This window comes from Clostridium sp. (genome assembly GCF_036642255.1).
In the GTDB taxonomy this organism is placed as follows: domain Bacteria; phylum Bacillota; class Clostridia; order Clostridiales; family Clostridiaceae; genus Clostridium_J.
In genome coordinates, this window is record NZ_JAVWDJ010000012.1 from 38,701 (window position 1) to 63,181 (window position 24,481).

General features: G+C 30.8%; 19 protein-coding genes. 4 read left to right on the forward strand and 15 right to left on the reverse strand.

Features of this window, described 5'->3' with window-relative positions; genetic code table 11:
* Positions 1 to 335: 335 nt before the first annotated feature.
* On the reverse strand, positions 336 to 995 hold the full coding sequence (gene modB / locus RR409_RS08805) for a molybdate ABC transporter permease subunit (RefSeq protein WP_332557374.1): 660 nt from the start codon (positions 993 to 995) through the stop codon (positions 336 to 338).
* 1 nt (position 996) lies between these two features.
* Positions 997 to 1,782, reverse strand: coding sequence for a molybdate ABC transporter substrate-binding protein (gene modA / locus RR409_RS08810; protein ID WP_332557375.1), 786 nt, complete (start codon positions 1,780 to 1,782; stop codon positions 997 to 999).
* 365 nt (positions 1,783 to 2,147) lie between these two features.
* Here modA and RR409_RS08815 point away from each other — a divergent pair, with 365 nt between their 5' ends.
* On the forward strand, positions 2,148 to 2,720 hold the full coding sequence (locus tag RR409_RS08815) for a hypothetical protein (RefSeq protein ID WP_332557376.1): 573 nt from the start codon (positions 2,148 to 2,150) through the stop codon (positions 2,718 to 2,720).
* 174 nt (positions 2,721 to 2,894) lie between these two features.
* Here the strand turns inward: RR409_RS08815 and RR409_RS08820 are convergent, their stop codons facing one another.
* Both RR409_RS08820 and RR409_RS08825 read right to left on the reverse strand, forming a co-directional pair.
* A complete protein-coding gene (locus RR409_RS08820; RefSeq protein WP_332557377.1) occupies positions 2,895 to 3,395 on the reverse strand; it encodes a hypothetical protein in 501 nt (166 codons plus the stop codon).
* A 515-nt stretch (positions 3,396 to 3,910) separates the two neighbouring features.
* Positions 3,911 to 6,127: an HD domain-containing phosphohydrolase gene (locus RR409_RS08825; protein ID WP_332557378.1), complete on the reverse strand. Its 2,217-nt coding sequence runs from the start codon at positions 6,125 to 6,127 to the stop codon at positions 3,911 to 3,913.
* A gap of 323 nt (positions 6,128 to 6,450) precedes the next feature.
* On the opposite strand from RR409_RS08825, the gene RR409_RS08830 reads away from it, so the two are divergent.
* Positions 6,451 to 6,711 carry a thioredoxin domain-containing protein gene (locus RR409_RS08830; RefSeq protein ID WP_332557379.1) on the forward strand — a complete coding sequence of 87 codons (261 nt, stop codon included), beginning with the start codon at positions 6,451 to 6,453 and terminating at the stop codon, positions 6,709 to 6,711.
* Positions 6,712 to 7,000: 289 nt separating this feature from the next.
* Here the strand turns inward: RR409_RS08830 and RR409_RS08835 are convergent, their stop codons facing one another.
* The 10 genes from RR409_RS08835 to RR409_RS08880 form a co-directional block, all read right to left on the reverse strand.
* A complete protein-coding gene (locus RR409_RS08835) occupies positions 7,001 to 8,680 on the reverse strand; it encodes a peptide ABC transporter substrate-binding protein (RefSeq protein ID WP_332557380.1) in 1,680 nt (559 codons plus the stop codon).
* A 19-nt stretch (positions 8,681 to 8,699) separates the two neighbouring features.
* Entirely contained in the window at positions 8,700 to 9,683 is a 984-nt protein-coding gene (locus tag RR409_RS08840) for a dipeptide ABC transporter ATP-binding protein (protein WP_332557381.1), read from the reverse strand.
* A complete protein-coding gene (locus tag RR409_RS08845) occupies positions 9,676 to 10,692 on the reverse strand; it encodes an ABC transporter ATP-binding protein (protein ID WP_332557382.1) in 1,017 nt (338 codons plus the stop codon). Before RR409_RS08845 ends, RR409_RS08840 begins: the two co-directional genes overlap by 8 nt.
* A 12-nt stretch (positions 10,693 to 10,704) precedes the next feature.
* Positions 10,705 to 11,631 carry an ABC transporter permease gene (locus RR409_RS08850; RefSeq protein ID WP_332557426.1) on the reverse strand — a complete coding sequence of 309 codons (927 nt, stop codon included), beginning with the start codon at positions 11,629 to 11,631 and terminating at the stop codon, positions 10,705 to 10,707.
* Between the two features lie 8 nt (positions 11,632 to 11,639).
* On the reverse strand, positions 11,640 to 12,569 hold the full coding sequence (locus RR409_RS08855; RefSeq protein WP_332557383.1) for an ABC transporter permease: 930 nt from the start codon (positions 12,567 to 12,569) through the stop codon (positions 11,640 to 11,642).
* Positions 12,570 to 12,945: 376 nt separating this feature from the next.
* The gene (gene nagZ, locus RR409_RS08860; RefSeq protein ID WP_332557384.1) at positions 12,946 to 14,226 is read right to left on the reverse strand and encodes a beta-N-acetylhexosaminidase; all 1,281 of its coding nucleotides are present in this window, start codon (positions 14,224 to 14,226) and stop codon (positions 12,946 to 12,948) included.
* A 482-nt stretch (positions 14,227 to 14,708) separates the two neighbouring features.
* Positions 14,709 to 15,263: a hypothetical protein gene (locus RR409_RS08865; protein ID WP_332557385.1), complete on the reverse strand. Its 555-nt coding sequence runs from the start codon at positions 15,261 to 15,263 to the stop codon at positions 14,709 to 14,711.
* A 538-nt stretch (positions 15,264 to 15,801) separates the two neighbouring features.
* A complete protein-coding gene (locus RR409_RS08870; RefSeq protein ID WP_332557386.1) occupies positions 15,802 to 16,422 on the reverse strand; it encodes a hypothetical protein in 621 nt (206 codons plus the stop codon).
* Between the two features lie 366 nt (positions 16,423 to 16,788).
* Entirely contained in the window at positions 16,789 to 17,850 is a 1,062-nt protein-coding gene (locus RR409_RS08875; protein WP_332557387.1) for a Gfo/Idh/MocA family oxidoreductase, read from the reverse strand.
* Positions 17,851 to 17,988: 138 nt separating this feature from the next.
* The gene (locus RR409_RS08880; RefSeq protein WP_332557388.1) at positions 17,989 to 19,899 is read right to left on the reverse strand and encodes an endonuclease MutS2; all 1,911 of its coding nucleotides are present in this window, start codon (positions 19,897 to 19,899) and stop codon (positions 17,989 to 17,991) included.
* A gap of 697 nt (positions 19,900 to 20,596) precedes the next feature.
* Here RR409_RS08880 and RR409_RS08885 point away from each other — a divergent pair.
* Together RR409_RS08885 and rlmD are read left to right on the forward strand one after the other, a co-directional pair.
* A complete protein-coding gene (locus RR409_RS08885; protein ID WP_336746446.1) occupies positions 20,597 to 21,019 on the forward strand; it encodes a GTP pyrophosphokinase in 423 nt (140 codons plus the stop codon).
* Positions 21,020 to 21,400: 381 nt separating this feature from the next.
* Positions 21,401 to 22,753 carry a 23S rRNA (uracil(1939)-C(5))-methyltransferase RlmD gene (rlmD, locus tag RR409_RS08890; protein ID WP_332557390.1) on the forward strand — a complete coding sequence of 451 codons (1,353 nt, stop codon included), beginning with the start codon at positions 21,401 to 21,403 and terminating at the stop codon, positions 22,751 to 22,753.
* 245 nt (positions 22,754 to 22,998) lie between these two features.
* Here the strand turns inward: rlmD and RR409_RS08895 are convergent, their stop codons facing one another.
* A complete protein-coding gene (locus RR409_RS08895; RefSeq protein ID WP_332557391.1) occupies positions 22,999 to 24,318 on the reverse strand; it encodes a hypothetical protein in 1,320 nt (439 codons plus the stop codon).
* Positions 24,319 to 24,481: the final 163 nt, after the last annotated feature.

The following is a 24,481-nucleotide window of genomic DNA, read 5'->3' on the forward strand; positions in this document are numbered from 1 at the left end:
GATGAATAGTATATCACCACGAAGTCTTCCAGTCAACACGTTTATGCAATATATTTTTTATGAAATTTCAAATAATGTAATTTTTCATATTTTCACTTTCCTATTAAACAATCACCCAGCAAACAACTTAACCTGGTAAACGCTTACAAGCTTGTGTATGTAAGGGTTGATTTTATAACTAACCCAAAACTCCACAAAAGTCAATTTGAATTTTATACACTCATTACTTGCATTTACGCAAGCCTCATTATTTGCCACAAATATTTTTCTAGTGAATCTATAGATTATTAAATATTAAAGAATGAACAAGTTGATTTTTTTATATTTAATATCAATCAATAATCGCTTTTAGAGATTAGGTAATTAAACACTGTAATTAGAGTGATACCTACAAATAACACAATAATAAAGAGTTTATTTGCTGTTACCATATCCCCAGCCTCAACTGCATAATATACAGCTGTAGGTATATTTTGAGTTTTTGAAGGTATATTCCCTGCTACCATCAAGGTAGCTCCAAACTCTCCAAAAGCTCTTGCAAAACCAAGAACTATACCACAAAGAATTGATCTTAGTGCCATAGGGATCTTTATCATATAAAATATTTGAAAAGTACTCGCTCCATCAATTTTCCCCGCATCCTCGCATTCCTTATTAATATTGAGAAAACCTGCCTTGCTATTTTGATAGATAAGAGGCAACGAAATAATAAAAGTAGCAATTGCTCCTGCCCACCAAGTGAACACAAGCCTTATGTCAAATGCAGAATAAAGAAAATTTCCTACGGGGCCACTCTTTCCAATTAAAAGCAAGAGTCCATAACCTATAATAGAGGGTGGAAGAAACATTGGCATTAATATGAATCCCTCAATTATCCCTTTTAATCTTGTTTGGTTTCTATATAAAGTATTAGCTAAAAGCACCCCAACTACGCTACTGGCTGCAATTGAAGTTAGACTCATCTTTAAAGATATCATCAAAGCATCAAATATCATATCAGTTTTCCTTTACGCTAAAATTATATTTCAAAAATATCTCTTTTGCTTGTGAAGTGCTCATAAATTCCATAAACTTAATTACTGAAGCTTTATTTTCACTCTCAGCTATTAACACCATTGGATACACAATGGATTCATGAATATCTTCTGGAATCTTTATAGCTATGTAACTATTTTTAAGATTTACAGCATCGCTATAATACACTATTCCAGCTTCTGCTTCTCCATTTTCTACATAGTTTAATACTGATTTCACATCCCTTGCATAAACTATTTTACTCTTAAATTTCTCCCAGAGTTTTGTATTTTCTAGAGCCTCCTTAGAATATTGTCCTACGGGTACTGTGTTTATTTCTCCTAAGGCAAGTTTTACATCCTTATTTTCTAGATCTTCAAGAGATTTTATATTTTTATCATAATTATTGGATACTATAAGCACTAAAGAGTTAGTGAGTAATTCTTTGTAAGTACTTTTATCCCCTAGTCCTTTATCAATTAAAGTACTTACTTGATTCTTTCCTGCAGAAATAAATAAATCTACAGGTGCACCCTCTTCAATCTGCTTTTGCAATGTTCCGGATCCTCCAAAATTCACATTTATTCTTACATCTGCTTGTCCCTTATACTGCTGAATTATCTCTTCTAATGGCTCCTTTAGACTCGCTGCAGCGCTTATTGTGAACTCTTTTGCACTAAGTTCCTTTGTTGCAGAAGCTTGTTTACTACACCCAACGCTAAATAAGGTACTTATAACCATTACCACTGAAATCATTCTCTTAATCATAATGTTATCCGCCTCTCTTGAAATTTTAAACTTACTTTTATCTTATGAATCAACTATAGTTTCAATCTACTTGAATAACCTTAATTTATATATAATAACTCCACTCACTCGCTTTACCTTTTTTTACCATAATATCACATCTTCCTAATTTTAACAATTACTCTACTTTTTAATTGTATCTCTCATATTAAAAATGCAAATTGAAAATTTATTGGTAAAAACCAAGCACTTCACAATGCCTTTTACCTCTTACTCTTTAATCACTTTCATTCCCTATTGTTTTAGGTGTCTACACCCACCTTTTCAATACATAAAACTACATCAGTTGGTTATTCTAAAAATAATACAATTATGGAGGAGTACCTATGAATAAAAGAGTAAAAGTTATTAACCTTTTGACCATAATCTTTTTAGTGATCCAACTATTTATTGGTTATGGATTATATAAAAGCGGACAGATAAATTACCTCTATGAAATAATTGCTATTTCAGTTTTATTTCTAGCTTATACCTTTTGGGAAATTAAAAGTAATTTATATATGAGTAACTACATAAGATTTCTAATCATGGCTACATTACTAGCCCATGTATTTATAGGGGATTATTTAGATTTTTATAGTAAATCCTTTATTTTTGATAAAGCACTTCATGGTTTTGGTACTTATTCTTTTACACTGTTTTCTTATGCAATTATTAATCAGATGGTTACAAGTAATGGTAGTAAAAAAGCTTATAACTTTATTTTTATTATTGCCTTAGGTATGGCTTTAGGCCAATTATTCGAATTCTTAGAATTTGCAATTGACCTTACTATTAAACCTTCCCCACCAGCTCAAGGTGATGTATTTGATACAAACCTAGATATGATTTTAAATACCTTGGGATCAATAGTTGCAGCACTTCACTTGAACTTATCAAAGTATAAATTTATTAAATAAATTTCAATATATTTTAATCGAAGGGTTTTAAGAGGATTAGCCCTTGCAAATTATCAGTAGACTATTTAGAAAGTTGAACATCCCCCACTGAATTAGTTATTATCAAATTAGTTTCATAAAAAAACACAAACTGCTCACATTTTTTATATGAGCAGTTTGTGTTTCCATTAGATTTTAACTATGAATTATTGCATAGGTCATTCTCTTTTCTAGCATAGCTTTAATAGCTTCCATACTTCTGAAATAATATACAGAATCACTAAGAACTATATTTTTCCCTCTAACTAAATCATACTCTTCCTCTAATATATTAATACACTTATAAAAATTCTTTAACTCTTCAAGGGTTACTTTAAAAGGACTTCTTGGAATTCCAACATTTGCAACAGCACTCTCTGAAAAACCTTTATGATTTTTATATCTATCATTGGCTTCTTTAAGATAAAAGTCTCTTTCAATTATATAATTCATGTTCAGCTCATACTTTTCAATGAAATTATCCAATGCAGCTTTATTAATATTATAAACACTTAAATTTTCAAGATTCTTTTGAATCCATTTCAATAATTTGTGTAGCATCAGTGTACTTTCTTTTGGATGAGTAAACTCAAAACATCTTGAAACTTCAATATCAACTTTTATATCGTTCAAATCCAACAAACCTCTATCATGCATATTTTAATGCCTCCTCATTCAATTTTATATTAAGATTATATGAATGTATCTTAATATATATTACTCAATAAAGCTAAAAGTGTGACATTAGGCTGATTTGTTAATGTTTTACTTAAGAGAATTTGTTAATATTTTATTCATAATGTTATTTTTATAACAATATTATGAATAAATCACTTTTGATTGTTGCATTTTTCACAAGTATAATTGTACTCTTTTATGTTTTCATTGTATATTTCATGTAACATAATATATCTTATTTTGCACTTAATTCGATATTCAAAGTAGGATGAAACTATACATTTGTTTTTCATATGTTATTTCTAACATAAAATTTTACAAAGAACCATTCTTCTAATATTGTTTAATCTTTGAATTTATACTGTTTCAACTTTACCACTTTTATTAATAAATCCAAATTAAAAGGACTTAATCTAAATTAAGTCCTTTTAAAAATTATAATATTCCTCTTGTTTTAAAATTATCAAAGTTTTTTCCAGCATCTTAATGAAAATTTATTTTGAATTTCTAACTACATTTTCGATAAATACTTCCACTAATACAGGATCAAATTGCGTGCCTGCATTTTTCCTTAGTTCTCCTACTGCAAATTCTACTGGAAGTGCGCTTCGATAAGATCTTTCGCTAGTAATAGCATCAAAAGTATCCGCAATAGCCATTATTCTTGCTTGTAATGGGATTTCATATTCTTTTAATCCTTTGGGATATCCTAACCCATCCCATCTTTCATGATGAGCAAGTACATACTCTGCCATTTCTGACATATCATTAACTGAACTAAGAATACGATAGCCTATTTCTGGATGTCTTTTAATTTCTTCTCTTTCATCTTCAGTTAGTTTTTCTGGCTTATTAAGGATATTTTCCTCAATAGCAACCTTACCTATATCGTGAAGAAGTCCCACGGTTTTAAGTTCCTTTATCTCTCCAACACCGAGACCAAGAGCTTTTCCCATACTATCACATAATGCTGAAACTCTTTGTGAGTGTTGCTCTTCTCTTTTGTTTTTTTCATGTAGTGTGTTAATTATTGCACTAATTGTTTTACCTCGCATACTTGGGCTTTCAAAAAGCTTTCTCTTGTATAAATAATCTTCAGCTTTCTTTAAGGTTTCATTTATATTTACATCCTCTTGAAGCTTTATCTCCCATCCAAAGGAAATTGATAACTCTAGAGAAAGAACCTTTTCTTTTGAACATGCGTGCTGAATGATTTCAACAGTACTTTCTACTTCCTTTTCCGATGTTTTAGGCAAAATAATAACAAATTCATCTCCGCCAATTCTACATGGGACATCTTGAGATCTACAAGATTTTTTTATAACTTCTGCCGTTTTAATTAGTAGTTCATCACCTTTTAAATGACCAAAGGAATCATTTATAAGCTTAAGTCCGTTTACATCTGCCATCAAAATAGCAAGAGGATAATTTTCCTTTTTATCCAATCTATTTAGCTCTTCTACAAAAAATCTCCTATTATACAAATTAGTTAAATAATCATGGTGACTTAAATACTTCAGTTGCTTTTCGCTTTCCACCAGTTGATCATTATACACTCTAAGCTCATCTTCAGCAGCTGCTAATTGTTGTAAAGACGCCTGAAGCTCTTCATTTTGAGCCTCTAGTTCTTGTTCATCAGCCTCTAATCTTATAAAGTATTCCTGTGCCTTATCCAAAGTAGAGTTTATTGAATTTCGCAGAATTCCAAATGGGTCATTTTTTCTTATGGGTACTCTATAGGTTATGTCTTCTTCAACATTAATACCTTGAATATCTCTATGCAGTTTATCAGTGGGATCTATAAAATACTTCTTTTGCAACATAAAAAGTATGTAAAAAATTAAAACTGAGGATAATACAGTTATACCAAATATTCTTAAGTACTGAATGGTGCTTTTCATGTATTCATCAAGGGAAATAAAACTTGCTATTCTCCAATCTGTACCTTCTACTAGCACATATGCTAAATAACCTTCTACACCATCCATGGTAAGTTCCGTGATTCCTTCTTTATTTTGGAACATCTCAACCTTGACCTCTTTTGATACTTCATCAATGTTTTTTACATTCCATAAAAATTTATAATCATATTTGGGATTGGCCAATATATTCCCACTTCCATCTATTAAGAATGAAAAACTATCTTCACTATGCTTTTTCTCCTGGACTAGAGATATCACACTATTAATATCAACATCCCCAGCTACAACCCCTAAAAGCTTACCACTAGCATCATAAACTGGTTGGGCTAAGGTTATGATAAGCTCGTTAGTTGACGCATCAATAAGAATTTCAGTAAATATTAATTTCCCTGCTTCTACTGCTTTATTATACCAAGGTCGCTGTCTTAAATCGAAGTTACTTGGTGGCTGCCATCCATTGCTGATGATCAATTCATTTTCTGGAGTTCCAAAATAAATAATTGAAAAATCCTTATTTTTCTCACTTAACATTTTAAAATATTCACTAGTTAGATCCTTGTCCCATTTTTCAAGAGCAATATAGTTTGCTACATCAGAAATGATCTGGGCTTTTTTCATTAAATCATTAGTAATTTCACTTTGAACAATATCATTAGAGAGAGTAATAATCTTTTGGGTTTCTGTTCTATGTATATTATTGTAATAATAAAATTGAATAATTAATCCAAAAACTACTACCATTATTATAATAAATCCCAATATATTTAACCGCTTTTTAATATTATACATTTTTCTCACTTCCTTAAATAATGATAGTAAATGCTTTCCGTCAAAATGTTACAAATATATCTATACTATAACATTTTTCCCTATTTTTCAGCAATATGAATTTAGTAATTAATTTAGCAAACTAAACCCATTTATAATTAAAAAATGCTTTTGAGGCTTAATAAATTGAGCTATTAGAAACTTATTCTGTTCATTCATAATTCAATGACAATTCTAATTTTCTAAATCTGAAACTTATCTTATATTAAAATATATTGTAAAGGCATATACTATTGTTATAATTGTTTTATATACTCTAAACTATGAAAGAGGTGACATTACCAATGAAAGATATTAAAATGTTTATTACAGATTGGTGTCCCCATTGCACCAAAGCAAAAACTTGGATTGAGGAAGTAAGGCAGGAAAATCCAAGGTATAAGGATATTAAAGTAGAAGTAATTGATGAAGAGAAGCATCCTGAAATTTCTAAGGAGTACGACTATTACTATGTTCCAACCTACTATGTTGAAAACAACAAAATTTATGAAGGTGGTACTACAAAGGATATAGTTCGCATGGTATTCGAAGAAGCTAGCAAATAGTTTCTAAACTCTTTGGTTCTTTATTTCTTCAATTTTATATTTAAACTTTAAGTTTTTAAATATGCTGAAAAAACGCTATGGTTTTAACAACTTTTTATTGGTTAAAACTATAGCACTTTTCATTTAAATTATAGTAAAACTACAAGTACATTTTCTTATACATATGATATTCTACATCGATCATAGTGATAGTTCTAAAAAATTTGCAATGGACAAATTGTCCAAAACAACTCAAGATTGTAAAAAACCTCAAGGATCACAAAATCCCTGAGGTTTTATTATTTTAAAATTATTCTACGTAAGCGTCTTTAAAGTCCATTTGTCCAAGTGGAGACTTAATGAAGCCTTTAACTGTTGGATCTGCGCAGATAATATTTGTATAGAAGTATAACGGAAGAACTGGTAAGTCTGTCATTAATATATCTTCAGCCTTGTGAAGTGCCTCAGTTCTCTTTGCTCCATCGGTTTCTGATTTAGCGATAGCGATTAACTTATCATATTCTGGATTTGCATAACCTGCATTATTTTGTCCGCCCCCTGTTACCCACATGTCTAAGAAGGTCATTGGATCATTATAGTCTGCAATCCATCCATGTCTAGCAATTGAGTATTGGAAGTTATTTCTTGTATCTTGGAAAACTGCCCACTCTTCATTTTTAAGTTCTATTTCAACTCCAAGATTTGTTTTCCACATATCTTGAATAGCTTGAGCTATCATTTGATGTCCAGAACCAGTATTGAAAGTGAATGTTATTTTTGGCATTCCTTTTCCATCTTTAAAGCCAGCTTCTTCTAATAACTTCTTAGCCCCTGCAATATCAGCTGTTTCAGGTAAGTAATCCTTTTGGAATTCTACCCCTAAGGAGTCAACTATTCCTTCTGGAACATAGCTAGTTGCTGGAACTTGGCCTCCTTGTGCAACTTTCTCTACTAACATCTTTCTATCTATACCCAAAGCTAGTGCTTTTCTTACTCTTACATCCTTTAACACTTTAGCTGCTGCTGGATCAACTTGTGTGTCAGAGACGTTAAATATATAAAGGTAAGTTCCTAAATAAGGATATACTTTAGCAGTTCCATCTGCCAATAAAGACGGAATTTCTGTAGGTGGTGGTGAATCGATTATATCTAACTCTCCACTCTTAAATGCATTTAGGTAAGTTATCTCATCATCTATTAATCTAACTTCTAAAGTATCTAATTTAACATCACCTGCATCCCAATAGTTTTCATTTGGAACAAAAGTCATGCTCTCTTTTTCTTTCCACTCTTTCATTTTGAATGGTCCATTACAAATATAAGTTTCTGGTGATAGTGCCCACTTCTCAGGATTTGCTTCAACAACATCTTTTCTTACTGGATAGTAAGTTGGGAAAGCTGTTAAAGATAGGAAGTATGGTACAGGTGCCTCTAAAGTTACTTCCAAAGTCTTATCATCAATAGCCTTAACTCCTACGTCTTCAGCTTTAGCCTTTCCATTAAAGTATGCTTCTCCATTTTTAAGATAATATAATTGATATGCATACTCAGAAGCTACCTCAGGGTTTAATGCTCTTTTCCAAGCATATTCAAAGTCTCCAGCAACAACCTTTTTACCATCTGACCATTTTGCATTATCTCTTAATGTAAATTTGTAAGTTTTCCCATCTGCAGACATTTCATATTTCTCTGCAACACCATTTACTAATTTAGAGTCTTTGTCTTGTCTCAAAAGTCCTTCAAAGGCATTAGTGATTATTGTAGAACCATCCACAGCTGAGTTAAGTTGAGGGTCGATAGTCTTAGGATCTGCACCTAGATTATATACAATCTTTTGTTCAACAGCAGGTTTAACTTCTGGAGTTTCAACTGGAGTTTTACCACCTGCTGGATCTTCAACCTTTGGCTTGCTGCATCCGTAAAAGAATGAGCTAACTACCATGGTACTTAGAACCCCTGCGATTATTCTTCTTAATTGAGTTTTCTTCATTTTATTGCCCCCTTAAATTTTATATATTATACAAATGACAAGCTACATTATGGCCTTTAGAGATTTCTTTTAATTCTGGTTGTACTTCTGAGCATATTTTTTTAGCATATCTACATCTTGTTTTAAACCTACACCCTGGTGGTGGATCTATAGGCGATGGTATATCACCTTCTAAAATAATCCTCTTCTTTTCTTTTGCCTTATCTGGATCAGGAATAGGTATTGATGACAATAAGGCTTGTGTATATGGATGAAGTGGGTTTTTATAAACTTCATTACTATCTGAAATCTCAACCAATTTCCCAAGATACATGATTCCAACTCTGTTTGAAATATGCTTAACCATTGACAAATCATGGGCAATGAATAAATAAGTAAGTCCTAAATCATTTTGTAAATCCTCAAGCATATTAACGATTTGAGCTTGAATAGATACATCTAATGCTGAAATTGGCTCATCACAAACAATAAATTCCGGTTCTACAGCTAAAGCTCTTGCAATCCCAATTCTTTGTCTTTGACCACCTGAAAATTCATGAGGATATCTACTTATATGACTTGGATGTAACCCTACTTTGTCTAAAAAGTACTTTACTCGTTCTTCCTTTTCTTTCCCCTTACAAATATTATGAATTTCTAAGGATTCACCAATAATATCTCCAACAGTTAGTCTTGGATTTAGAGATGCGTAAGGATCTTGGAAAATCATTTGCATTTTCTTTCTATAAGCCAAAAGTTCTTTACTTGAAAGAGCTGCAATATCCACATTATTATAAAGAATATTACCGTTTGTAGCATTATATAACTTCAATAAGGTTCTGCCAAAAGTACTTTTTCCGCATCCAGATTCCCCAACCAAACCTAAGGTTTCTCCTTTTTTTATGTGTAATGAAACATCATCTACTGCTTTTAGATATCCCTTATTCTTAGAAAAAAGGCCTTTTTTAGTTTTGAAGTATTTACTTAAATTCTTTACCTCTACTAAATTTTCCACATTACTCATTTAAGTCCCTCCTTTGTATTGGAGCATCAACCTTAGGTGCTCTCTCATCGTTTAACCAACAGGCTGATTTATGCCCTACAGTTATTTCATATAACTTAGGTCTGTTTGATTTGCAAACCGTCATTGAGTATTCACACCTACTGTAAAAAGGACATCCAGCTGGAGGTTTTAACAAATCTGGTGGTTGGCCATCAATTGGTCTTAATCTTTCTTTTACTAAAGTATCAGGATTAGGCACACTTCCTAGAAGACCCCAGGTATATGGATGTCTTGAGTTATAGAATATATCCTTTACGGTACCTTGCTCTATGATCAAGCCTCCATACATAACATTTACCTTATCGCAAATATCCGCTACAACCCCAAGGTCGTGGGTTATCAAGATTATTGATGTATTCAATTTTTCTTTAATATCTTTCATTATTTCTAATATCTGAGCTTGAATAGTAACATCTAATGCTGTTGTTGGCTCATCTGCAATAAGAAGTTTAGGATTACATGCTAATGCAATTGCAATCATAACCCTTTGTCTCATTCCACCTGAAAATTCATGTGGGTATTGCTTAATTCTACTAGCAGGGCTAGGAATACCAACTAGGCTTAATAACTCAATTGCTCTTTTTAATGCTTCTTGCTTTGATAACTTTTTGTGTATCATCAATGGCTCCATGATTTGATTTCCAATTGTCATCAAAGGATTTAGAGAGGTCATTGGATCTTGAAATATCATAGACATTTCATTTCCTCTTATTTTGGCCATTTCATCTTCTTTAAGAGGTGCTAAGTCCTTTCCTTCAAAGAGAACTTCTCCTTCTTTTATCTTTCCATTATCATCTAAAAGTCTCATTATGGACATCATAGTAACACTTTTGCCACTACCTGACTCTCCAACGATTCCAACTACTTCTCCAGTTTCTAACTTGAAGGAAACTCCTCCAACAGCTTGAACCTCTCCAAATTGAATGGAGAAAGATGTTTTTAAATTATTTACTTCTAATAAACTACTCATCTTTCCTACCCCCTATTTCTTTACTTTTGGATCTAAGGCATCTCTAAGCCCATCACCAAGTAAATTGAATGATAGTATTGTTAAACAAATTGCTAATGTAGGAAAGAATAGTTGGTAAGGGAATAACCTTAAGCTTTGAAGTGCATCGTTTGCTAAAGTTCCCCAAGATGCAGCTGGTGGCACAATACCAAGGCCAATAAAGCTTAAAAATGCCTCTGTAAATATTGCTGAAGGAATTTGAAGTGTTAAAGTTACAATTATGGATCCCATACAGTTTGGTAGTAAATGCTTAAGTAGAATTCTCTTCTGAGAAGCTCCTAAGGTTCTTGCTGCAAGAGTAAACTCCTGTTCCTTCAATTGGAGTATTTCTGATCTAACAATTCTCGCCATTCCAATCCAATAAGAAACCGCTAGTGCCACTATAATATTAAACAATCCACCCTTATCAAAAATTACCATGAGAAGGATTACATAAATTGTCATGGGTATAGAATAAATAACATCTATAACTCTCATCATTAAATTATCAACCCATCCACCAACAAGTCCTGCAATTCCACCATATAAAATTCCTATAAATAAATTTAAGATCGATGCCGCAAATCCAATGAATAAGGAATATCTCGCTCCATACATTACTCTTACAAACAAATCTCTTCCTAATTGATCTGTTCCAAACCAATGTTCTAAGGAAGGCCCTTGATTAGTTCCCATCAAGTTGTTGTCAGCATAATGATATTTTGATAATATTGGCACTAGAATAGCGCCTAAGGTAATTAACACTACAAAAATTAAACCTATTAAAGCTAATCTATTCTTTTTTAACTTTCTCCACGAATCTTTCCAATAAGATAAACTTGGTCTACCTATAACTGCTTCTCCTTTATCTGAATCACCTGTGAAGTTAAACTCTTTTTCAATGTTGTTGTATTCCACAATTCCACCCCCTATTGCTCAATGTTGTCCAATTTAATTCTTGGATCTATAACAACGTATAGAATATCAACAATTAAATTGCACACAATTATCAAGGCACTGTAAAATATAGTTACACCTAAGATTGTGGTATAATCCCTATTTGTAATGGTTGTAACAAATTCTCTTCCAAGGCCTGGAATTGCAAAGATTTTTTCAATAACAAAACTTCCTGTCAAGATTCCTGCAATTAATGGTCCTAAATATGTTACTATTGGTATTAAGGTGTTTCTTAGGGCATGTTTTACTATAATATTTCTACTGTTAACCCCTTTAGCTCTTGCCGTTCTAATGTAATCAGATTTCAATACTTCAAGAAGCTTGGACCTTGCAAGTCTTGAGATAAAGGCAATAGAATAACCACTTAATGCTATGGTTGGTAGTATATAACTTTTCATGTCCTTTAAACCTGTAATTGGTAGTATGTTTAATTTAACTCCGAAGATATACATAAGTAAAGTTGCGATAACAAATCCTGGTACAGTTACTCCTAATGTCGCTAGAACCATACACACCGAATCTGGCCACTTGTTGTATTTTAATGCTGCAATAATACCTAATATGATTCCAAATAATAAAGAAGAAACTACAACTACTGAACCTAATTTTGCGGAGGTAGGGAAAGAATAACCTATGATCTCTTGAACTTCCCTTCCTTTGTACTTCATACTAGGTCCTAAATCACCTTTTAGTAGATCACCTAGATACATTTGATATTGTTCACCCATAGTTTTGTCTAGCCCGTATTTAGCCTCTAACTTAGCTTTGATTTCTGGTGGAAGAGGCTTCTCACCGTCAAAAGGTCCTCCTGGCATTAATCTCATTAGAAAGAATGTTGCTGTTATAACAATAAATAGAGTCACTACACTAACACCCAGTCTCTTTAGAATGTACTTAATCAAACTTTCACCCCCATTAAACTATATTTATATTTATATTTGTAAGTTTTCAGTTTATTCTTAATTTATAATAAAATTTTAGATATAAAAAAACTGTTCCCATTTTCAGAAAACAGTTGAATGATAAAATTATTATTATTATGAAAAAAACTAAATATATCACGGATTTTGTAAAAATCCACTAGTCCTTTTCACAATACTTAATGTAATTAAAACTTGTCCAATTTATAAAATACTGTACCAAAACAAGATATTTTTCCTTTGTCTTTGGCACAATGACCTTTTATATGTAAATATTTATATAAATATCCCTTTAAAAATACAACTAAAAAACAAAGACTTTAAGATGTAAATTTTTAAACACCCAATATAAAAATTTTTACTTTATATAAGTATTTAGAAGTTCATTTATATCATTATTTATTTTATCAACATTTATAGAATCTAATAATTCATCCTTTAAATTATATTTGTTCTTGAGTTTAAGAATTCTATAAACACTTTCATTTATTCTTTCTTCCGATATATCACCCTTTGCTACCGCTTCTTTTAAAGTATTAATTACTTCAACTTCCCTATCATAACCATGGCACACTAACACAATATCTGTTCCAGCTTTTACTGATTTTATCGCAGCTTCACCAATATTATAATTTTCCATTATTGCACCCATAGTCATATCATCAGTGATTACAACTCCATGAAATTTAAGTTTATCTCTTAATATATCTGTAATTACAACCTTTGACATGGAGGATGGATTATCTTTATCTAGCTCTGGCAAAAGTATATGGGCAATCATTATTGCATCCGCCTTGTTTTTTATAGCTTCTTCAAAAGGTATTAGTTCAAAACTTTCTAACCTTTTTAAATCATTATTCACAGTGGGTAACCCTATATGTGAATCTACAGAGGTATCTCCATGCCCCGGAAAGTGTTTTACTACAGGTATAACCTCTTCTGTTTGAAACCCTTTCATAGTTTCGATTCCTAATCGAGTTACTATATTAGGATTTGCTCCAAAGGCCCTATCCCCTATAACTGGATTATTGGGATTACTGTTAACATCAAGAACTGGTGCAAAATCCATATTAAACCCATAAGATCTAACTTCACCAGCAATAGTACGACCTATGTTATACGAAAAATCTTTGTTATCTATTTCTCCAATGATTTTGTTTGTAGGAATTTTTTTTAAACCTTGTGGCATTCTTGACACTCTTCCCCCTTCTTCATCTACAGATAAAAATAGGGGTATTTTATTTATTAAATTCGCCTCTTTTACTGAATTTAATAGTTGAAGAAGTTGGTTGCTATCTTGGATATTATTACGAAATAATATAACTCCACCCACCTTATAGTTTTCAATAAGACTCTTTGTACTATCATTTAAGTTATAACCATCAACTCCAACTACAAACATCTGTCCAATCTTCTCACCCAAAGTCATTTTACTGATTTGTTCCCGTATTGGGTCAACTGGGTCAACTGGTTCAACATCCTTATCTGGCAGTTGGTCTTTTGATGGGTCTTCTTGTGATTCATTATTATTTTTATTATCACTTGAAAGCCCACTATTAATTTTATCTATGATAGTGCATCCAGAGATAAAAGATAATAGCATTATTAAAACTAAAATTACACCATACTTTTTAAACAATATATTGCCTCCTATTTTTAAAACTTATCTAGTGACTATGTATTTTAATAGGTAAAATTCTAGAGGTTCACCTAAGTAGACGAAATTTTATTTACCATTGTTTCAATTATTTCTTAAAAATTCTTTTTTATTCTTCCTACATTATAAAATCCACTTTGAAAAAGTTATATTTATTGTAGCACTTCAAAGCTGCATATAATTATAAATTATGAGCATCTTATTTTGTTAGTTTAAATTTCTATTGTATGAAATAAATTACTTCTTTTTCAATTGATTTGGTTATTTTTGAATCAGATTCCTCGTATGTGTCTAGACTTATAATATAAGTTTTTGGGAGGTAAGTTATGAAGAATTCAAGAAAATTTGTTGTTGTAAATACACTGTTATATTGTATAGCTATAGAAGTTATCTTATTGAGTTTAGTTACATTAATTATCAAATAATAATTTTAAACAAAGAAAAAGCCGTGAACACTAACACAGCTAAAAATTATAGACTTCATTGAAACTTTGATAATTATTTATAAAACCTTCGTAGATAATTTCCTTGTGTTCAATTGCAATTAAATCATCGGGCTTAGTAAGTGCAGGATTTTTATCCAAATTGTAAATATTAGTTTTCATTAAAACTTCTGAAACAAATTCAGTGCAAAAATAGTGGTTTCTTCTTCTGATAGGTTTATTAAATACTACTCCAAATAAACCTAAAAAGTTATATTTATATTTTTCTTTTTCCATAAAAAATTTATTTATTTCTTCTTTCAAAATTTCATACTGCTCTTCTGTAACATCCAATTTATATATTAAGCATTCACTTCTCGAGAACTTTTTGTATACTCCATTATAAAGATTTTCCTCAGTAAATCCTGCAATGAAAGGGTTATCAGGGTTTATTCGTCCAAAAGAATACATTTGAGTAAACTTGTCATCTAAGCTAATAGATGCATGTGCATATTTTCCTTCAACAAATAAACTAATTAATCTTGATAACCAGGTTCCCGTCCTAGAGAATACTAAATAAATACTTTTAACTTTCATAATTTAAACTCAAACTCCTTATTACTAATCACTTTTCTTTTTAATGCGGAGGAAATTCATAGTTTAAATATACATTAAACCAATTTTCACTCTCATTGTTTTCTGATATTGAAAACTAGATTCCAACTTAAAAATCTTAACAATAACTATTTTAACAGTTAATTCTTAAGAATTTCTTTAGATTACATTAAGATTACATTAGAAATTCAAATATTTAACAAAAGTTCACAATTTAATGAGGAAATAATGAAAAAAATAAGAACTGTCTAAACTTTATTGCAACAGTTCTTTATATATTAATTTTACATTTAACCCCATGCATCCCTATTAGATAATTGATATGTGGGTGTTTCTGAGTCACTTTTATAAGAAAACATAATCAACAAGTGTATTTTTCTATGAAACACTCATTTAAACTTGTTATAGATTTAAATAAGCTATGACACCTAAATTATTTACGCACATACTTATTTACATCTAAACTTATTTAAGACCATATGAGGCTGTGAGATATTTACTTATAGATTATAGTTGTATTTTATTTAGGCTTCATAAAAAAGCTAAAGGCTTCTTTTGTGTAGCCATTGGCTTCACCTACATTTTTAATATTAGTAATATGATAAATTTGATTATCATAATCTTTTGCTTGATTATCAACTATATACGCATAATCATAACTACCTTCTTCCACCCATCCCATAAAAATATAGGTATGAGTAGGGATTCCATTTTTATTACCACTTGCATCTGTAGTAAACCCAATATCACCCGGTTTTAAATTTTTATAATCAGTATCTTTTTCCCATCCCATCCCATTTAATATTGATAACATTTGAGATGTATTAGCAGTTTGCATTGGTATATCAATACCATTTCTTCGTAGCACTTCAGATAAAAAATATACACAGGTATTTGCAGATTTACCTCCATTTAAAGCAATTCCAGCTTCATACACTTCTTTTTGATGTTTTTTATCTTTCATATATGAATAGATTCGTTTTCTTAACTCTCCCTGTTCCCCATTAGCATTAGAATTAATTCCAATAGGATTAATACCCTTAGCATTTACGCCTTTTGCATTTATTCCTATTTCACTTAGTGCTATTATTGCAAAGAAAAATACTAATGCAGTTGTCACAACTAATTTTACTCTTCTCATAAAATCTCCCACCTTTATAGTTATTAAAAGTTATTTCATATTTATAATTATATAGAAGTGATTTTAAGATTTAGTGATTATAATTCTTACGAATTTCTTAAGAATTATAGTAAATAACTTAATATTATTTTCCTTTATGAAACACAAAAATCACAAACTCCCCTTTTACCTAAGATGATAGGTGTAAGGGGAGTTTGCCATTCTCATTTTTTATTCTAATGTACTTTTGGAGCATATGCTAGCCTACTTATATTACTCATGAATTTACAGTGACCCATTAACATTCTTGTATTTATTACATCAATCAATGTTTATCAGTTAGCCTTTTTTATTTGTTTAATTTATTCTTTACTGATGTAAATTCTTTTATAATTGAAACCTCACCCATGACTTTTCAGTATTGCTTTCCATTGCTAATTCAATAATTCTAATTACATATCGTCCTTGCTGAGGTGTTACATAAAGTGTTTTTTCACCCACAATAGACTCATAAACATTCTTATAAAACTCTCTATAATCTCCTATTTCACTTTCTATTTTTCCAATTACATGTAACCCATTAACTTCTGTATTTACTTTTCCCCATATATCTTCTGGTTCCACTCCCCATGCTGTATTATTTTTGGGTATTAATCCCTTCTTAAGGTGAGCTTCCTGAACATCCATACCATACTTTATAAAAGAGCCCTTTGTTCCATGAAGAACATAACGTGGTCCTAGTTCTCTTACTAGTGAGCTAGCCTTTAGGATTACATTTAAGTTTGAATATTTTAGCATAAGCTTGAAGTAATCATCAACCTGACCACCTTGCTTTTGAATTTGAATATTGGCGAAAACTTCCACAGGCAAGCCAAACAAACATAAGGCTTGATCTATGAGATGAGAGCCTAAATCAAATAGAACACCTGACCCAGCTACATTTTTTTCCTTCCAAGCATTCTTAAAGTTAGGATTGTATCTATCAAAAGTGGCCTCAAAATCTACAATATCACCAAGAAGGTTGCTCTTAACAACCTTTTCAACGGTTTTAAAGTCACTGTCCCATCTTCTATTATGATGTACAGTTAACAACTTCTTTGATGCACTTGAAAGAGAGATTAATTTATCTGCTTCGTGGGTAGTAGCAGTAAAAGGTTTTTCAACTACAACATGTTTGCCACCCTCTAGAGCGTTTTTGGCAATCTCATAATGAAATTCATTTGGTGTAGCGACCACCGCGAGATGAATATTGGGATCGTTTATTATATCATCTACACTTGAAACTACCGAAACATCTTTATATAATTCTTTTAAGTGATTCACACTTTCAGTGTTAGTCGCATAAACTTTACAGATTTTTAACCCTTCTACACTATCAATAACTGGTGCATGAAAAAAACGTCCCCCACCACCATATCCAATCAACCCTACATTTATTATTTCTTTCATTAATATTTCTCCTTTTTCAAATAATCATTACCCAATATTACACTTCTCAAATTATTTACTATCACCATATATATCCTTAGCAGCTATTTCACTATTAGTTTTTTTTATTAATTCTTCCACCTGCGACTTTTAAATTACCTACTGATTTTCCCTGCTTTTTCTGATTTCTTTTTGAATGATTTTTAGCGCCTTTTTTGATCCTCTTAATATATCTCTTTGTAATTTTCTCTCCTTATAACCTACGAACAAGGTATTTAAATCATAATCTTTAGGATACAAATCTTCGGCTTTTAAATCTAATCTAAGTCTTTTTACATTAACCTCTATGAAATTATCCTTATACAAAACCACAATATTATTAAAACGATCTTTTGGTTCATAAACAATAGCATAATCATTATAGTCTATAAGAAAAACTTTATCCCCTGTTGCAAACTCGGATTCCTCTGTAATATTAATAACTTCTTCTTCCTTTTTCTTTTTAATCTTGCTATCCTTTATTAAACTTAAGTTATAATTCTTATTTTCAATATATTGTTTTGCTCTTTCTAGGATTGATTCCTTTATACCCATTTTCTTAGATATCCATAGGGCATTGCTCTCTCCAGATTTACCTATAATTAAATTGTATAAAGGTTCCAATGTATCATTTTCAAACTGCATCGCTGCATTTTCAAAATCACAATGACTTTCAGAAAAGTTTTTGATTTCTCCATAGTGGGTTGTAGCCATAATAATGCATCCTCTGAGATAAAGCTCTTCCAAAATTGCGATAGCAAGACTAGCACCTTCATTAGGTTCAGTTCCACTTCCTATCTCATCACAAAGTATTAGGCTTGATTTATTGCTACTATTAATAATCTGGGCTAAATTTTTTATGTGAGAAGAAAAAGTACTTAGAGAATTTTCTATGCTTTGGTCATCACCAATATCCACAAAAATCCTCTCGAACACTGAGATTTCAGTGCCCTTTTTAGCACAAATATGGAATCCTGATTGCACTGCCAATGTTAAAAGCCCAACGGTTTTTAATACCACGGTCTTTCCTCCTGCATTAGGTCCTGTTATTATTAAAGCTCTATAATCTGTGCCAATACTAAAATCTAAAGGTACTATATCACCTTTTAATAGTGGATGTTTCCCTTGAATAAGGTCAATGTATCCATAATCATTAATAATAGGTTTTATTCCATCTATGGCTCTACTATATTTAGCCTTTGCAAAAATCATATCATACTCAGATATTACCTCAATATTAATTTTTATTTCCTTTAAATTATCAAAGATTAATCCTGTTAAATAAGATAATATTTTATACTCTTCTACTGACTCCTCTGACTTTAGCATAACTAGTTCTACAGTATTTTTAGATATTATACTCGGTTCTATGAATACTGTAGATCCTTTAGAAGAAGTTTCCACAACGGTTCCTGGTACATGGTTTTTATAAGCTGCTTTTATTGGAATTGTGTATCTATCACTTCTCTTGCTTATAAAGAAATCTTGTATATAGGTTTTATTATTACTATTTTTCAAAAAGCTTTCTAACTTTTCTTGTATCTTGCTTTCTGTTATTTCTAAATGTCTTCTAATTTTTTTAAGTTCCTTACTGGCATTAGAATCTACCAAACTTCCTCTTATTGAAAATTCAATTTCTTCCTCTATAGACTTAAGTTCTGTAATTGACTCTCCATAACTACTTAAAGTTGGAGCATAAAACTCTTTTCCCTTCATGAATTCCTTGATTTTTCTGCAACCTCTTAAAAAGTTACAAAGTTTAGTTAAATCCTCAGGCTCTATTATTGCACCTTTCTCAATGTTATCTATAATTGTCTTTATATTAAATATCCCCTCTAAAGGAATATGACTGACTGTATCTAATAATGCTCTTCCTTCACTAGTTTCATTAAGTCTTTGCTCCACAACCTTTAAACTTGTACTTGGTTGTAAGTTATCTATTAAAGCTTTTCCTAACCCACTTACGCAGTAAGACTTTACTAGTTCTTTTAGCTCATTATATTGTAATTTATTGAAAGTATTTGTATTCATTTTTATCTCTCCTCATGTAGAACTTTTTTCTTATTGCTCCACGAAGATACAAATCCCATGGACAGATTTCACTATTTACTTTTTTCAAATAAAAAAACTGTGGATACACCCACAGCTAAAAATACGTAACTTCATAAAAGATAGCACAAACTATCTTTTCTTCTATAACCGCACTTTATGGATTGGTATCTTCATAGATTTTACTAAATAAATCCATAGCAAAAAAAGGTATACTTTACCCCATTTTCAAAGATTTATTTAATTATAAAATTTAATCTATTTAGATACTAACACGCTCATAAAGCACCTCATTTATTTTAATGAAACCTATCTAATAAAATTCTATAACATTTGTATGTTTATTGTCAACTACTTAGCTATTATTAATTCTCTTATTTACCTTTTTCTGTAAAAATTCTCCCTACTATTTATCTAAATGCGTTGATAATCCTTATTTTTTATTTGGTAGTTTATAATATAAACATAATTACTTTATGGTAAAATACAATCATGAAGTATTTAGAAATTGCATTTTAGTATAAGAAAATACTCTCCAAGTTACATGGATAAGTATTTTAAATAGATTCACAATGAAAATATTTATTTATAAGATTATTTTGCTCAAACCGAGCTAGTAGGAAATATAAAAATGTGATGAGATTATTTACAAATGCGGAGGGATTAATTGATGAAAAATTTGTTGGATATAGCCATAAAAATAGCTGTAAATGCACATAGTGGTCAAATTGATAAGGCTGGTGAGCCTTATATTTTACATCCTTTAAAGGTTATGTTTGCCTTAAATGACGTAAAAGATAGAATCGTTGGGGTTCTTCATGACGTAATAGAAGATACCGATATCACCTATGATTATTTGATAGCAAACGGCTTTCACGGTGAAACAGAAATTCTTGATGCCCTTAAAAGTGTTACAAAAAAAGAAGATGAAACCTATGATGAATTTATTAAGAGAGCTTCTTTAAATCCAATTGGCAAAAGAGTAAAGTTGGCAGATTTAGAGGATAATATGGATTTTACCAGAATAGTAAATCCTACTGATAAAGATTATATTAGAATTGAAAAATATAAAAAAGCAAAAGAAAAATTGTTAAATTCTTAGTTCAGAAAGCATAGATTAATTACATTAACCCTATAAGACAGCGCATCTCTTAAAAGATACTTTGTCCTAAATTCAGAAATCTAGTATATAGCCCTTTATTTTTATAAAAATCACATATATACTATATAATGTTGGAAAAATAACTATAATTAATTAAGAAACAAGTTTTTATTAAGTAACTTTATGGTGGAACTTAATTTCATCAAAGGTTGCTTCATTAGTCAATATTATCGCTTTGGCACTATTGAGATAATTTACCCTTTGAAACTTCTTTCCATTTCTATTTACCAAGGGGATTATCAATATAGTTCAAGGCAAAATATAAGTTATTACTAACCAATTACAACTCAAGAATAAAATAAATACATAGGAGTAGATAAAGTGAGAAAGAGAAATGAATATGAATTCCATATAGAAGGAACAGAATTTCCTGGAAAAGGCGTTGCCTACTACCAAGGAGAAAAAGTAACTATAAAAGGTACTCTACCAGGACAGAAAGTTAGAGCAAGAGTTTCGAAAAAAAACATTAATGGAATAGAAGCTAAGGTTACTGAGATCCTTGAAGATATAGACTATAAAGTTCAACCTAAATGTGAAACCTTTGGTGTATGTGGAGGCTGCAGCCATGGCCACTTATCTTTAGAAAAACAATTGGATTTTAAGGTTCAGCAGGTATTAGCCCTGTTAAAGGATAAGAAAATAGAGGGCTTTGAATTCTTAGGAATAGAAACAAGTCCTTTAGAATATGAATACAGAAACAAAATGGAGTTTACCTTTGGAGATTTTGAAAAAGGTGGAGAGTTAACCCTTGGAATGCATGCAAAAAACAAAAGCTTTGCTATAGTTTCAGTGGATAAATGCCAAATTGTTGATGAAGATTTTAGAGCTATTCTTTCTAAAACTTTAGAACACTTTAAAAATGAAAATCTTCCTTACTACAAAGTAATGAAACATGAGGGTTTCCTAAGAAATCTTGTAATAAGAAAAGCAATAAATACTGGTGAAGTATTAGTTAATATAGTTACCACTTCTCAAGTTAACTATGATTTTAGTGAGTTTGCAAAGAAAATAAAAGAACTCAATCTCAATGGTAAAATTACAGGAATAATACATACAGTTAACGATTCACTATCTGATGTGGTGCAAGCAGATAAAGTTAATATTCTTTATGGAAGAGAATACATAATTGAAAATCTTTTAGGTCTCAACTTTAAGATAAATCCTTTTGCTTTCTTCCAAACTAATACTAAAGGTGCAGAAGCACTATATTCTATGGTAAGAGATTTTATGGGAGATTCTGAAGCTAAAGTAGTTTTTGACCTTTACTGCGGTACTGGAACCATCGGACAGATAGTAGCCCCAAAAGCTAAAAAAGTATTAGGGATTGAATTAATTGAAGAGGCAGTGGAAGCTGCTAAGGAAAATGCTAAGTTAAACAATCTTACTAACTGTGAATTCATTGCAGGAGATGTTACCCACGTTATCAAAGATGTAAAAACGAAACCTGATATCATAATATTAGACCCACCAAGACCAGGGGTTCATCCTGTAGCATTAGATTATGTTATAAAATTTAATGCAACTGAAATAATTTATGTATCATGTAATCCTAAATCCCTAGCCGTTGATTTAGCCGTATTAGTTGCTCATGGCTATAAAGTTGAAAAAATAAAGTTAATGGATATGTTTCCACACACACCTCATATTGAGACAGTTGTTAGATTAAGCAAATAATGTAAATGATTTAGAGGGTTTAAATACCCTCTTTTTATTTATATCATTATTTATGAGGTTCTTCTTTATGTAAAAACTTAGCAAACACACTGTTGCTTCTATTATATGCTTCTTCTTTTGTCCGCAACTTAAGACTAGACACCCCCTCATGCTATCACATATATGCAAATGTTTTATTGAACATATGAAGCAGGGATTCAATTATTGGGCATAAAAAAGAGGACTTGTCCTAAGTCCTCTTTCATCTATCTATATAGTTCTTTGTATACACCTAATTTTACATCATATTCTATATAAACTTTAGTTCCATCTTCCTTAATAGCTACAATATCATATTTTAATATTTCTAAATCATTCATACTACCACTATTAGGAGCAAAAGTTTCAAATTTTGTCGAGATTCCACCCTTTAAAACTGTATCATAAGTACTAAAATAAGTTTTCTCATTACTGTCTTTTAATAATACAGTTATATTCATTCCTTGAATTGTATAACCTGAATTATTTGTGTAAGTAGCTTCCATATACCTTGTACCAATTGAATCCGGCTTTAAAATGTTAATTTGTATTGGTACTTGATTAATTTTTATCATAGGATTTTCAATATTCTCTATCTTATCAGGCATCTGAACATATTTATTTAACTTTACATCATAATCTAAATAAATTACATTACCCTCATCATCAACTGCAGTTATTTCATACTTTAAATACTCCATATCACTTTTACTTCCTGTGTTTGGAGCAAATGTTTCAAAATTTGGTGAAATTTCTCCTTTTAGTACAGTATCATAACTAGAAAGATATGTTTTTTCATTAGTATCTTTTAATAAAATTGTAGCAGCAAATCCTATTATGTTATAACTAGAATTATTAGTATATGTAGCTTGCAAATATCTAGTACCACTGGAATCCGGCGCTGCTATTGTAGTATTCAGTGATAATTCCTCAATTAAGATTGGCGAAGCTAAACTGGCTAATTTCTCTTTTAATGCATTAGCAAAATTAATTACACTTGAATTATTATTAGCAGTAAGTAAAATGGATACGCCTTTTCTTGCCGCAGCAACATCTTCATTTTTATTTGTTTCTTCTGCTTTATTTAGTAAGGATACTACTTCTCTAATAATTATGTTTTGGTACTCATCAACTGCTGAGCTCCAAGATCTAACGTATGGTGCATTTCCTTCATATGTAGCAAAACTATTTACAAGATCCCTAGCTCTGTTAATATCTTGTTGTGGTACACTTATCCTTGGTTTATGATTAGAATCGAACAAATATCCCATAAACTCTTCAAATAACTTCTGTTGAACTCCATCCACTTGTTTTGAAAATTCCCCTATAGCCCAAGAAGCCCCTGTACCCTTTAGGTTTTTAATGGCATTTCTTGCACCATTAATTGATTGCTGGGTGTAACCACTTTGACATGCGATTACCGAATTATATGCATTAGCATAAAGTGTATCTGCATTTGAAGCTGCTAATACAGTGTCAACGCTACTAATTATAAACGCTACACTTAATACAGAGCTCATAAGTACCTTTTTAAGTTTCTTATCCATAATACCCCTCCTATATTATACTAATATGTCAATATATTTATATTAACATATTTTATGTAATAGCGTTAGCTAGAAATATTAGAATACTTCGATTTTAAACATAAAAAGATAACTCCGCATTTAAATACTGCCTTTAACTTATCTCTTTTCTTCGTTGCTTTCT

Coding starts and splice junctions, on each gene's coding strand:
- RR409_RS08865 (WP_332557385.1), bottom strand. CDS start 15,263: ATGAAAGTTAAAAGTATTTATTTAGTATTCTCTAGGACGGGAACCTGG.
- RR409_RS08880 (WP_332557388.1), bottom strand. CDS start 19,899: ATGAATACAAATACTTTCAATAAATTACAATATAATGAGCTAAAAGAA.
- RR409_RS08845 (WP_332557382.1), bottom strand. CDS start 10,692: ATGAGTAGTTTATTAGAAGTAAATAATTTAAAAACATCTTTCTCCATT.
- RR409_RS08835 (WP_332557380.1), bottom strand. CDS start 8,680: ATGAAGAAAACTCAATTAAGAAGAATAATCGCAGGGGTTCTAAGTACC.
- RR409_RS08840 (WP_332557381.1), bottom strand. CDS start 9,683: ATGAGTAATGTGGAAAATTTAGTAGAGGTAAAGAATTTAAGTAAATAC.
- modA (WP_332557375.1), bottom strand. CDS start 1,782: ATGATTAAGAGAATGATTTCAGTGGTAATGGTTATAAGTACCTTATTT.
- RR409_RS08895 (WP_332557391.1), bottom strand. CDS start 24,318: ATGGATAAGAAACTTAAAAAGGTACTTATGAGCTCTGTATTAAGTGTA.
- RR409_RS08870 (WP_332557386.1), bottom strand. CDS start 16,422: ATGAGAAGAGTAAAATTAGTTGTGACAACTGCATTAGTATTTTTCTTT.
- RR409_RS08815 (WP_332557376.1), top strand. CDS start 2,148: ATGAATAAAAGAGTAAAAGTTATTAACCTTTTGACCATAATCTTTTTA.
- modB (WP_332557374.1), bottom strand. CDS start 995: ATGATATTTGATGCTTTGATGATATCTTTAAAGATGAGTCTAACTTCA.
- RR409_RS08830 (WP_332557379.1), top strand. CDS start 6,451: ATGAAAGATATTAAAATGTTTATTACAGATTGGTGTCCCCATTGCACC.
- RR409_RS08820 (WP_332557377.1), bottom strand. CDS start 3,395: ATGCATGATAGAGGTTTGTTGGATTTGAACGATATAAAAGTTGATATT.
- RR409_RS08825 (WP_332557378.1), bottom strand. CDS start 6,127: ATGTATAATATTAAAAAGCGGTTAAATATATTGGGATTTATTATAATA.
- RR409_RS08875 (WP_332557387.1), bottom strand. CDS start 17,850: ATGAAAGAAATAATAAATGTAGGGTTGATTGGATATGGTGGTGGGGGA.